Below are 11,581 nucleotides of genomic sequence, written 5' to 3'. Positions count from 1 at the left end.
ACTTGCTTTTGCAGAGAAAATTATGAATGCCTGATTGTTTTAATAGGAGACTAAAAAAATAAGGAGGCTCTTTATGGGAAAATTTATTAGTCATGTACAGATTCCAGTGAAAAACTTGGAGGAAGCAGCTTTATGGTATATTACCAATCTCGATTGTACGTTACATGCTAATTTCGGTGAATTTGCTATTATAGGCTTTAAGGAAGATAAAACACATATCTTTTTGTGGCAGTCTTCAGATAAGGAATCATCAACGTTTACAGTTAACGGCGAATCGTTTCCAAGCATCGGATTTCAGGTAGATGATATGGATGAGCTTTGCAGAAAGCTATCTGAAGCTAGCGTTAAGGTACACGGTAACCCACAAGCACCGCAAGGCGAGGAAGGAAGAAGGTTTTTGAAATTTTTTGATCCCGATGGCAATATGTTGGTCGCACATACTATCTAGGAATGTTAATTTTGGTAAACTGTAATCAACTGATAGACTTTTATTAGCTGACGTTAAACGATATAAGAATCATACATAAGGATGAGCAGGCATTGGGGTGTCTTGCACATTTTATTTTAGGTAAACCAAGAAAAGGGGGTATGTGATGAGATTCAAAATGCTGCTTCTTTTGGCGATATTTCTTATCCTTTCAAGTTGCCTTAAACTCGGCTACAAATCGATAGATGAAGCTATGAAACACGCTGGAATACAATCCAAACAAATTTATCATCAATATGAAGTGGAAAAAGGAGTCATTTTATTTTATGAAAATCCAAGCGGAGGCATAGATGCTGGTATTGTTTATAATGAGGGAAATAGGTATAAATGGGGCTTCGGCGGCGGTACGGTGCCGTTTTCTTCGGAGAGGGATGTTGACTGGGGATGGGTTAACCTTGATAACAATGCAAAAAAAGAAGATAAGCAGTACCAGCTTTATTATGGCATTATAAATGAACAGTCGATTGCCAGACTTCATATCGAAGATAAAGGTACAAACAAACATATTGATAAAGATGCAGAAATAGTGGAGCTACAAAATGGGACTAAGCTATGGTTTGCTTTGCAAGATCGTTATAGCGAGGTTTATCCTGGTTTCATATTGAATGGATTTAATGTAGACAACAAAAATGTATTTCATTTTGAGTGATTGGCAGCCATTTTTTTGTGCATATGGGTAATTAATTCGAACGAATCTTAGCAGGAGATCCTCAAAAATTACGCAACATAAAATTATTAACATACGTCGAAGTAGATGTGTGTACTTTTAATTTGAATGTTAGAGAGGCAGGGGTTCTTGTGCAAAAGTTTGTCTGCTTGGTATTGTTTATTACGGTTTGTATATCTGGTTGTTCCACAAAGTCTGATCCCGCAGCATCAAACCGAACTTCCGTAAATACTGTAGTTGAAGAAAATTTGCCATTTGCACAATTGCCAGTGAATGAAATAAAGGAAATTGTTATCATAGAACCTGATGGCATAGATTTAGAGCCAATGCCTAAACCATTAGCGACTCTTACCGAGAAAAATGAATTTCAAGCATTTTCAGAAGCAATAAAAGATGCGGTTAGAGCTACAGGGGAGGTTGTTGCTATCGGACCGAACTACGACATTGTCGTAAAATATTCATCCTCAGAGCAACGTTTTCGATACTGGAATAGCAAACCTCTAAAAATGATTACAGATCTTGAAGTACAAAAGTCATATTTCTTAAGTGAAGAAGCAATCAATCAAATTGATGAGTTAATCAACAAGCGGCTGACAAACTCTGTAAAGGATTAGGTAAACAATGATCTGAACAATTAACTGAACGAGGCAGCCGGTAGGATGACAGCCTTCCCGTGCTACTTTGAGGTTATTTTAAAGGGAAGATGGAGGCATTACAAAGGTGCGGAAAAATATGAATATCGTACTAATCGGTATGTCAGGAGCGGGTAAAAGCACTTTAGGTGTATTGCTTGCAAAAGCTTTAGGAATGGATTTCATCGATACAGATCTTATTATTCAACAACTAGAAGGTAGGTTGCTGCAAGAAATAATTGATCATGAGGGTATCGACAAATTTATGGAAATCGAAGAGAAAATCGTTTCTGAACTGGAACTGAATAATTGTGTGATTTCTACAGGTGGAAGTGTTATCTATTCAAATAAAGCTATGAATGCCCTGAAACAGGTTGGGCAGATTGTGTATTTGCATGTCCCATATGAAGAAATTCAAAAGCGGCTCATAAACATAACAACCAGAGGGATTGTAATGAAGAAAGGAAATAGCCTGAAGGACGTTTATTAGGAAAGATTGCCGCTATACATGAATTATAGTGATATAACTTTTGATTGCTCAAATAAGGATATCGAACGTTGTGTTAGTGAAATTATAGAGAGCATGCAGGAATAAAGGAGCGAAAAAGCGCACCTAATGTATAACATTTATTACATAATTAATCGTGTAAGGGGAGTAGAAACAGCTTGAGGCCGTACGGGAGAATCATATTCATCTCATTTCGGGCCATGCTGAAGATGATTGCTATATCGTATTTTTAAGCTCTTTCGCCTGCATATCCAGCTGTCGCGCCGCTTCTCCGATGCTGATGAATTCATCGACAGCCCGTTGAATGCGCAGCTGACTTTCCGCAACGACCTCTTGTGAGAGTTTGGTGCCGTTTACGACCTCATGAACATGGTTTACGATATCTTCTACATACCCATTTACTTCTTTGGTTGCTTCCTGGACTTGACCAGCCAGCTTGCGCACCTCTATCGCGACCACATTGAAGCCCCGGCCATGCTCACCGGCATGTGCAGCTTCGATTGCCGCATTTAAAGATAAAATATTCGTTTGCGAAGCAATATCGCGGATGGTACGAACGATTTTACGAATGAAGCTTGTTTGTTGTTCCAGAAGGTGGAGAACAGTCATATTATCGCTTGCACCTACAGCCACTCTTTCAATTACCGCTTCCACTTCTTGGCTGTGTGATATCCCTTCTTGGGCACGGCCGAGCAGCTCCTCGGACATTTTCAGCAAATTCTCTGTCATCTGAGAAGTAGCCTGCTCGCGGGCATTAATATCGGTTGCCATTTTTAAAATCGCAATGACTCTGCCTTCTTCGTCCCTGACCGGCATGTAAGTGGCCTCCAGCCAGATTGCATTTCCGGTTTTTGTAATCCGCAAAATTTTATTCTGAAAGGGTAGCCCATTGCGCAAGTCTTCCCAGAGTTTGGCATACGCAGTGCTATTCACAAATTGTTGCGAACAAAATTGCTTATGCAGCATGCCTGGCATCTCTGAGGAGTAATATCCCATAGCTTGCGCAAAATTTTCGTTTGCCCATAAAACCTTCCCTTGAACATCGAATTCGATCATGGCGAGCGACTGCTCAATAGCTGTAAGAACAGCTCGCTTGTCCAATACCTGGGTAGTCATATGTAGCACGGTGTTCGATTCTGTCATGTAGAGATTCTCCTTCATTCGTTCGAATGCTTATAGTAAGCAAAAATAGCCTTCACAACATTCTACAAACATTATACAAGTTGTGCAAGATATTATTATCAAGGGTTTGAAACGCACTTGGAACATGTTTGAAATTCTATCATATTCAGTTGAGAGATTAATGTGATTGCTTCTCTCATCTGATGTCGCGAAGAGGCGAGATATGCTATTCTAAGTAGATGACATCAGCTTGTTTGGAGGAATTATAAACGTGGATTTTAATATGCAATATTTATCCTTTTTCGTTATTCATACCGATGGTGAAGAGAGTGCCACATCATCAGGAAAACGATTTAAACATTATCAGACTTTAGAAGAGGACACGTATGAAGATAGTGAGATTCAAAGGTTTTTGGATGATGAATTTAAACGGATCGTCAAAAGAAAAGTAGAGCGCAATCCTAACTCAGCAGGCGCGCCAACGAAGATTGGACGATTTATGGTTGAGCCCGGTTATGAACTCGGCAGCAATCAGAACTACAATTTATTTCAGCGGCTGCGTGACGCGGATTCCAAGGAGCGCTTTATCGGCATTGCCGACGAGCTCGTTCGAATCTACATGGATACGAGTGCAGTAAGGGGAGGCGCATTTATTATTGCGTTATCCAAGCTTAATACGTATTTCGATGAGCCGTTTTTATTTTTGCTGAAATGTGATTTTGAGCCTAAGATTGCCCGTATTTCGGATGAAAAAAGCTTGATCTCCCAGGTAGAGATGGCGATATCTGCTCGCAGCATCAAATCGATTCAGTATCCGCATATGCCGGAGGAGGGCATGCTAGAGCATTGGGAGCTAAAAATTCATCAGGCATCGCATGCTCGTTATTTTGAAGATTTCTTAAAATATGTTTCTTATGAGAAGCCTTTGCCTGAGGTCATGGGTGAGCAAGTGGTGGAGATGGTTCATCAATATATTGCGGATAAGTGGCAAGAGGATGAAAGCTCGGAGCGCCGCGAGGAAGAAAATGCGGTTGAGGTGTGGGCGGCAAGCGAGAAGCGTGACCTTCAGGAGTGGTGGACGCCGGAGCAGGTGGAAGTTGCAGCTGCGGCATTAGTAGAGCAGAAGCCGGATTTACCTTTTACATTTAAACTAGGCGACGTTACAGTAAAAGGACTGCTTGCTGACTTTGGCGACAGCATCCATTTTGCCAAGCATAACGGACGTTATGTCGTCGTGATTGAAGGGGATTCCTTCCAATTCGACAAGGGCATGTCGCCGGTTGAGCTCGTACAGCCGCTTGATCTGGTTGATGTTATGCTGCGTATCGGAAGCAAGAAGCCTGCTGAGGATGCGGATTCCGGATATAGCTACACCCCTGCTGGAGAAGGCTCAGGCAATAACGATGATGTTCCATGGTAAGTCATCTAGTACGTATGAAATTTCACTTTGAAGGAGAGGATATTTAAGTGGACAACTTATTTTTTATAGAAATAGGCATGGGATGCGATCTACACGGTCAAAATATTACAAAGGCATCGGTGCGCGCGGTACAAAACGCGATTCATCATAACTCGATGCCCGGACTGCGATCCGTACTGCCAGGAGGAACGCTTGATAACATGAAGGTGCGGGTAAGGCTTGCACTTCCTTGTGATCATGAGCTTCTTGACGTTGAGCAGGTAAAAGCAGTGCTGCCGTATGGACAAGTGACTGTAGAAGTCATACACGGCGGCATGCTGACGACTAGCGGTGTAGTACTGCCGGACAAAGATGATAAAAACGATTTGATTTACATCGTTAATGCATCAGTTGAGGTGGGCTACTAGTAGCATCTCCATTGCAAAAGGGAGAAGACGATGGTTTTAAAGCTTGCACTATTCGTATTATTGCTCGTATTTACAGCTTTTTTTGTCGCGACTGAATTTGCAATTATTCGTATGCGATCAAGCCGCGTCAATCAGATGGTAGCAGAGGGCATGAAAAATGCTAGAGCGGTTGAGCAGGTAACGAGCAAGCTTGACGGTTATTTATCTGCCTGCCAGCTCGGCATTACGATTACGGCGCTTGGCCTCGGATGGTTGGGAGAACCAACGATTGAGCTTATATTGCACCCGTTATTTGATCGGATACATATCGAGGGCGAGCTAAGCTCGGTGCTTTCGTTTGTCATTTCCTTCATCATTGTAACGTACTTGCATGTCGTGCTAGGAGAACTTGCTCCCAAAACGTTAGCCATCATTAAATCGGAAGAAGTCAGTCAGTTTACAGCTCCAATTATCATCGTTTTTTATAAGGTGATGTATCCGTTTATTTGGCTTCTCAACGGATCTGCTAACTCCTTGGTAAGATTGCTGGGCTTAAAGCCAGCGAATGAGCATGAGGCTCATTCCGAAGAGGAAATCCGCATCATTTTGTCGGAAAGCTATGAGAGCGGGAAAATTAATAAAAGTGAGTATGGCTATGTCAACCGGATTTTTGCGTTTGATGAGCGGCTTGCGAGAGAGATTATGGTTCCTCGGACGGATATGGCCTGTTTGTATGTGGATCATACTCGCGCAGAGAACCTCGAAATTATAATAAGAGAGCAATACACACGTTTCCCTGTGGCCAAAGGAAGCAAAGACAACATCATTGGGATATTAAATACAAAGCAATTTTTTCTCCGCTATGAAACAAACCGAGATATCGACGTAACATCTCTGCTTCAGCCCGTTATGTCAGTTCCTGAAGTCATGCCGATCAATAAGCTGCTCCGCAAAATGCAGCAGGAACGCGTTCAAATTGCAATTTTGTTGGACGAATATGGTGGAACGGCGGGGCTCATCACCATCGAAGACATCATAGAAGAAATAGTAGGGGAAATCCGTGATGAGTTCGATGAGGATGAAGTGAAAGAAATCGAATATATTGAGCAGCAGCGTTATTTGGTTAACGGCAAGGCGCTAATTAGTGATTGGAACGAAATTGCAGGAACTGATCTTGAAAGTGAAGAAGTAGATTCAGTAGGCGGTTGGCTCTTTAATCAGAAGCCCGAGCTTCCTATCGGAGAGCCGTGGACCTATGGGAATATGACCTTCATTATTCGTGAACGTGACGACAATCGAATCCGGAAAATCGAAATTCATACTGATTTGATCGAAAATGAAATGGGAACCTACGGACATGCATAGGCTTGTATAGAGTGAGTAATTTTCAGTCTATTTCTAGGAGGAGATTGGGCGTTGGGCGATCTAATTAATGCGATTATTATGGGTATCGTGGAGGGCCTTACCGAGTTTTTACCAGTTTCATCAACGGGTCACTTGATTTTAACAGCGGAGCTGTTGAATTTTACAGGTGATCGAGCGAAAACCTTTGAGGTGGTCATTCAATTTGGCGCAGTGCTGGCTGTGCTTGTGTTATACCGAAATCGGTTTGCGAGTTTACTTAATTTCAAGGTAGGCAAAAATTCGGGTTTGAATGCTCTTCACATCATTATTGCAATGGCACCGGCGGGAGCTTGTGCTGTTCTGCTTCATTCATTTATAAAAGGCGAGTTGTTCGTTGCTGAGAAGGTGCTGATTGGTCTTGTGGCGGGCGGAATACTGATGATTATCGCCGATCGTGTACGAAAGAAGCCGACTGCAGAGGAGCTTGATGACATTACCTACAAGCAGGCCTTTGCTGTTGGATGTTTTCAGATACTCGCATTATGGCCGGGGTTCTCGCGTTCAGGCTCGACGATATCTGGCGGCATGCTGTTTGGTGTAAGCCAGAAGGCTGCGGCAGAGTTTACTTTTTTAGTATCCGTCCCGATTATGGCTGGAGCGAGTGGAATAGACCTACTTAAAAGCCGAGAGTTTCTCACGATGTCGGATTTGCCTCTCTTTCTAATTGGGCTAATAGCTGCATTTGTTGTAGGTATGATTGCGGTCGTAACGTTTATAAACATGATGAAAAAAATTAGGCTTTCATGGTTTGCCTATTATCGTTTTGCGCTCGCAGCACTTTTTTATTTTATTATTTTATAAATGGAGAAAACACTGATTTTCGACAAAATTATCGAGAATGATTTTCAACTACATATAATGTAGCAAAAATTCGCTTGGATCAACTATCATTAATTTATATCCAATCGATCATTTTTTCTAATAAATCCGAGATAATCAGGGCAAATTGCCCTGATTTCTTTGTTTTGTGGATGAATAACGATCTTTTTCCATAAAATTGTAATTTAGGAGCATGAAATCATCGTTGATGGATTTGTCTGATTATGTTAGGTTAATAATTATTGAAGCACTTCTGAAGCACTAATTTTAAAATATAAGAATTTATAAGTTTGTTAGCTTATAAAGGGCTTATATTTCTCCGTCAAAGCTGCTTCAGCGTCTAGAGGACGCCGATGGCGTTTTGCTTGTCTGACTATGAAAACTAATGATGATTTTATGTTTATGAGAGGTGGATATTGTTGCAACTTCAGGTAACGAACAGTCCTTTTAATCAAGAGCAAGTTGACCTTCTGAATCGCCTTGTACCATCACTAACGGAGTCTCAGCAAATTTGGCTGACAGGTTATTTGTTTGCTCGTCAAGCATCAGCAGGTCCATTAACGATTAGTGCGGATGTGCAGGCTGTCTCCGAGGGAGCAGCAGTTGCAGAAGTCATTTCGGCTATCAGTCAACCAGCGGTTTCCCGTGAGGTTACTGTACTGTTTGGCTCTCAAACCGGCAATTGCCAGCGGGTAGCTACCAGCTTATCGCGCAAGCTGGAAGAACAGGGTCTGCAAGTAACACTTGCGCCAATGAACAAGTTTAAGACGAACAATTTGAAAAAAGTCGAAAACCTGTTTTTGGTTGTCAGTACTCATGGTGAAGGGGAACCGCCGGATAATGCGAAGAGCTTCCACGAGTTCCTTTACAGCAAGCGAGCTCCGCAGCTAGAAAACGTAAGCTTTTCTGTCTTGTCGCTTGGCGATACGTCGTATGAATTTTTCTGTCAAACGGGTAAAGACTTTGATCAACGTCTTGAAGAGCTTGGTGCAAAACGTCTTGTTCCTCGTGTAGATTGTGATCTCGATTACGATGAGGCTGTTGCTGGCTGGTCAGCAGAGGTTATCAGCTCATTAAATGATCGTTTGAATGCTGCCTCGGGAACGACTGCAGCTATAGCGCAAACAAGCAGCGAAACAACACCAGAACAATCCGCCTATTCGCGAAACAACCCTTTTAAGGCTGAAGTTCTTGCGAATATTAACTTGAATGGCCGCGGCTCTGATCGGGAAACTCGTCATTTGGAGCTGTCGCTTGAAGGCTCTAATTTACAATATGAACCAGGAGATAGCCTTGGTATTTATCCGGAAAATCATCCAGAGCTAGTGGATGCAATTATTAAGCAAATGAATTGGAATGCTGAAGAAGTTGTTCCGATCAATAAGAGCGGTGAGCAGGGCTCATTGCGTGAAGCTCTACTTAAGTATTATGAAATTACAGCTCTAACGAAACCGCTGATCACGCAAGCAGCCGAACTGACTTCGAACTCAGCACTTCGTGAACTGCTAGTTCAAGGGCAAGAGCAAGCGCTTAGAAGCTACATTAACGGTCGTGATCTGCTTGATTTATTGCAGGATTTTGAGCCATGGCAAGGAAGCGCAAAACAATTTGTTGCTATCTTGCGTAAGCTGCCTGCAAGACTTTATTCCATTGCCAGCAGTTTTAAAGCGAATGAGGATGAGGTTCATCTTACCGTGAGAGCTGTTCGTTATGAGTCTCATGGTCGTGAGCGTTATGGGGTATGCTCCGTACATTGTGCAGAGCGTGTACAACCAGGCGACAGTCTGCCGATCTATATTCAACAAAATCCGAATTTCAAGCTGCCTGCGGATACGAATACTCCAATTATTATGATTGGTCCAGGTACTGGTGTTGCTCCATTCCGTGCATTCCTTGAAGAGCGCGAGGAAATTGGCGCAGAAGGAAAATCATGGTTGTTCTATGGAGATCGCCACTTTGTTACGGATTTCCTATATCAGACCGATTGGCAAAGAATGCTTAAAGACGGCGTCTTGACCAAACTTGATGTGGCTTTCTCCCGCGATACGGAAGAGAAGGTATATGTACAGCATCGTTTGCTGCAGAAGAGCCGTGAACTATTCGAATGGCTTCAAGCCGGCGGTTATGTTTATATTTGCGGTGATGAGAAACATATGGCACATGATGTGCATACGGCTCTATTAACTGTTATTGAGCAAGAGGGCGGATTAAGCGCTGAGCAAGCGGCAGCTTATTTGAATGATATGCAGGATCAACAACGCTACCAACGTGATGTTTATTAATAAATAGATAACAACAAGAGTACTTGAATGATTGCGAGAGGAGACAGCAACAATGGCGAAAGAGCAGTTGGTAAAACCTATCGGTGGACCGCCAAGTGAAGTTGAGCATATCAAAAGCGAAAGCAACTATTTGCGCGGCGCATTAGTAGAAACGATGAGCAATCCGATTACAGGCGGTTTGCCTGAGGATGACAATCGGTTGTTGAAGTTTCATGGAAGTTATATGCAGGATGACAGAGATTTGCGCAACGAGCGTGAAAAGCAGAAGCTGGAGCCCGCATTTCAATTCATGATCCGGGTAGTACTGCCAAGCGGTGTAGCAACCTCTAATCAATGGCTTGCCATGGATGAACTAGCTCACAAGTACGGCAACGGGACTTTGCGTCTCACGACACGTCAAACGTTCCAAATGCATGGCATTTTGAAATGGAATTTGAAGCCTACGCTTCAAAAAATCAATAGCGAGCTGATGACTACTCTTGCTGCCTGCGGTGACGTCAATCGGAACGTTATGTGCAGTCCAAATCCTTTTCAATCGAACCATCATGAGGAAGTTAGCTACTGGGCACGTCAAGTGAATGATCATTTGGCACCGCGTACTCGCGCTTATCATGAAATTTGGTTGGACGGAGAAAAAGTAATCGATGGTAAAGAGGATGGAGCGGAAGTAGAGCCTATCTACGGACCTGTATATTTGCCGCGTAAGTTCAAAATTGGATTTGCGATTCCGCCTTTTAATGATGTAGATGTATTCTCTCAAGACATCGGCTACATTGCAATCGTGGAAGATGGCAAGCTGAAGGGCTTTAACATTTCCGTTGGCGGCGGTATGGGGATGACACACGGCGATACAACGACTTATCCGCAGCTTGGTAAAGTGATTGGCTTCTGTCCGCCAGAGCGAATTGTGGAGCTTGCCGAGAAGACCGTTATGATTCAACGTGACTATGGCAACCGTTCGGTTCGCAAAAACGCTCGGTTTAAGTATACGATTGACCGTCATGGGATTGATTGGTTCAAAACCGAGCTGCAAAACCGTCTTGGCTGGCAGCTTGAAGAGGTACGTCCTTATCAATTCCAAAATAACGGAGACCGTTATGGCTGGCTAAAGGGAAGCAACGGCAAATGGAATTTGACGTTGTTTATCCAAAGCGGACGTATTGAGGATCAAGAAGGCAACCCGCAAATGACGGGTTTACGCGAAATCGCTAAAGTTCATACAGGCGACTTCCGCATTACTCCGAATCAGAATCTTATTATCGGTAATGTCAGCAGCCAGAAGAAACGCAAAATTACGGAGCTAGCAGAGCAATACGGACTTACGGACGGTACGCAGCACTCTGCGCTGCGCCGAAGCTCATTATCTTGTGTTTCGTTGCCGACTTGCGGTCTTGCTATGGCGGAAGCAGAACGTTACCTTCCAACACTGATCGATAAGCTGGAGCCGATTATTAATGAAGCAGGACTGCGTGACCAGGAGATCAACATTAGGATGACTGGATGCCCGAACGGCTGCGCAAGACCAGCGCTTGGAGAAATCTCATTTATCGGCAAGGCACTCGGCAAATACAATATGTATATGGGCGCAGGCTATGCAGGTGATAGACTAAACAAGCTTTACCGTGAAAATATTGATGAGACCGAAATTCTCGATACTTTAAAACCGATTATTAATCAGTATGCGAAGGAACGGGAAACGGGCGAGCATTTCGGAGATTTCGTAATTCGTGCAGGTTATGTAAAGGCTGTTCATGATGGTCAACAATTCCATAACTAATAAGTATAAATTAAGCAAAAGAAGACTAGGGCGTTATGCCTTAGTCTTCTTTGTTATGAAGAGCACGATGAATCATC

11 protein-coding genes are annotated in these 11,581 nt (G+C 43.0%); 10 read left to right on the top strand and 1 reads right to left on the bottom strand.

Annotation, left to right across the window (positions count from 1 at the left end):
- Window positions 1-73: 73 nt before the first annotated feature.
- The 4 genes from AC1DM9_RS12480 (at window position 74) to AC1DM9_RS12465 (ending at window position 2,276) form a co-directional block, all read left to right on the top strand.
- Complete coding sequence (locus AC1DM9_RS12480) at window positions 74-448, top strand: VOC family protein (protein ID WP_477580246.1); 375 nt, start codon at window positions 74-76, stop codon at window positions 446-448.
- A gap of 157 nt (window positions 449-605) precedes the next feature.
- Window positions 606-1,136: a hypothetical protein gene (locus AC1DM9_RS12475; protein WP_477580244.1), complete on the top strand. Its 531-nt coding sequence runs from the start codon at window positions 606-608 to the stop codon at window positions 1,134-1,136.
- Between the two features lie 149 nt (window positions 1,137-1,285).
- A complete protein-coding gene (locus AC1DM9_RS12470; RefSeq protein WP_477512736.1) occupies window positions 1,286-1,768 on the top strand; it encodes a YhfM domain-containing protein in 483 nt (160 codons plus the stop codon).
- A 118-nt stretch (window positions 1,769-1,886) separates the two neighbouring features.
- Window positions 1,887-2,276, top strand: coding sequence for a shikimate kinase (locus AC1DM9_RS12465; RefSeq protein WP_477580242.1), 390 nt, complete (start codon window positions 1,887-1,889; stop codon window positions 2,274-2,276).
- Between the two features lie 234 nt (window positions 2,277-2,510).
- On the opposite strand, the gene AC1DM9_RS12460 is transcribed toward AC1DM9_RS12465, so the two are convergent.
- Window positions 2,511-3,437 (bottom strand): methyl-accepting chemotaxis protein, encoded by a 927-nt coding sequence (locus AC1DM9_RS12460; protein WP_477580240.1) that lies wholly within the window; start codon window positions 3,435-3,437, stop codon window positions 2,511-2,513.
- 250 nt (window positions 3,438-3,687) lie between these two features.
- On the opposite strand from AC1DM9_RS12460, the gene AC1DM9_RS12455 reads away from it, so the two are divergent.
- The 6 genes from AC1DM9_RS12455 to cysI all read left to right on the top strand — a co-directional run bounded on the left by AC1DM9_RS12455 (window position 3,688) and on the right by cysI (window position 11,504).
- Window positions 3,688-4,836, top strand: coding sequence for a DUF3900 domain-containing protein (locus AC1DM9_RS12455; RefSeq protein ID WP_477580238.1), 1,149 nt, complete (start codon window positions 3,688-3,690; stop codon window positions 4,834-4,836).
- A gap of 47 nt (window positions 4,837-4,883) precedes the next feature.
- Window positions 4,884-5,243: a Lin0512 family protein gene (locus tag AC1DM9_RS12450; protein WP_076269289.1), complete on the top strand. Its 360-nt coding sequence runs from the start codon at window positions 4,884-4,886 to the stop codon at window positions 5,241-5,243.
- A gap of 30 nt (window positions 5,244-5,273) precedes the next feature.
- A complete protein-coding gene (locus AC1DM9_RS12445) occupies window positions 5,274-6,587 on the top strand; it encodes a hemolysin family protein (protein ID WP_477550352.1) in 1,314 nt (437 codons plus the stop codon).
- A gap of 51 nt (window positions 6,588-6,638) precedes the next feature.
- The gene (locus AC1DM9_RS12440) at window positions 6,639-7,427 is read left to right on the top strand and encodes an undecaprenyl-diphosphate phosphatase (protein ID WP_441884629.1); all 789 of its coding nucleotides are present in this window, start codon (window positions 6,639-6,641) and stop codon (window positions 7,425-7,427) included.
- Window positions 7,428-7,864: 437 nt separating this feature from the next.
- Window positions 7,865-9,727: an assimilatory sulfite reductase (NADPH) flavoprotein subunit gene (locus AC1DM9_RS12435; protein WP_477580558.1), complete on the top strand. Its 1,863-nt coding sequence runs from the start codon at window positions 7,865-7,867 to the stop codon at window positions 9,725-9,727.
- Between the two features lie 52 nt (window positions 9,728-9,779).
- The gene (gene cysI / locus AC1DM9_RS12430; protein ID WP_477580236.1) at window positions 9,780-11,504 is read left to right on the top strand and encodes an assimilatory sulfite reductase (NADPH) hemoprotein subunit; all 1,725 of its coding nucleotides are present in this window, start codon (window positions 9,780-9,782) and stop codon (window positions 11,502-11,504) included.
- Window positions 11,505-11,581 lie beyond the last annotated feature (77 nt).

The organism is Paenibacillus sp. 01T431 (genome assembly GCF_056398625.1).
This window is presented reverse-complemented; position numbering and strand designations above follow the sequence as displayed.

Coding starts and splice junctions, on each gene's coding strand:
- AC1DM9_RS12465 (WP_477580242.1), top strand. CDS start 1,887: ATGAATATCGTACTAATCGGTATGTCAGGAGCGGGTAAAAGCACTTTA.
- AC1DM9_RS12460 (WP_477580240.1), bottom strand. CDS start 3,437: ATGACAGAATCGAACACCGTGCTACATATGACTACCCAGGTATTGGAC.
- AC1DM9_RS12480 (WP_477580246.1), top strand. CDS start 74: ATGGGAAAATTTATTAGTCATGTACAGATTCCAGTGAAAAACTTGGAG.
- cysI (WP_477580236.1), top strand. CDS start 9,780: ATGGCGAAAGAGCAGTTGGTAAAACCTATCGGTGGACCGCCAAGTGAA.
- AC1DM9_RS12475 (WP_477580244.1), top strand. CDS start 606: ATGCTGCTTCTTTTGGCGATATTTCTTATCCTTTCAAGTTGCCTTAAA.
- AC1DM9_RS12445 (WP_477550352.1), top strand. CDS start 5,274: ATGGTTTTAAAGCTTGCACTATTCGTATTATTGCTCGTATTTACAGCT.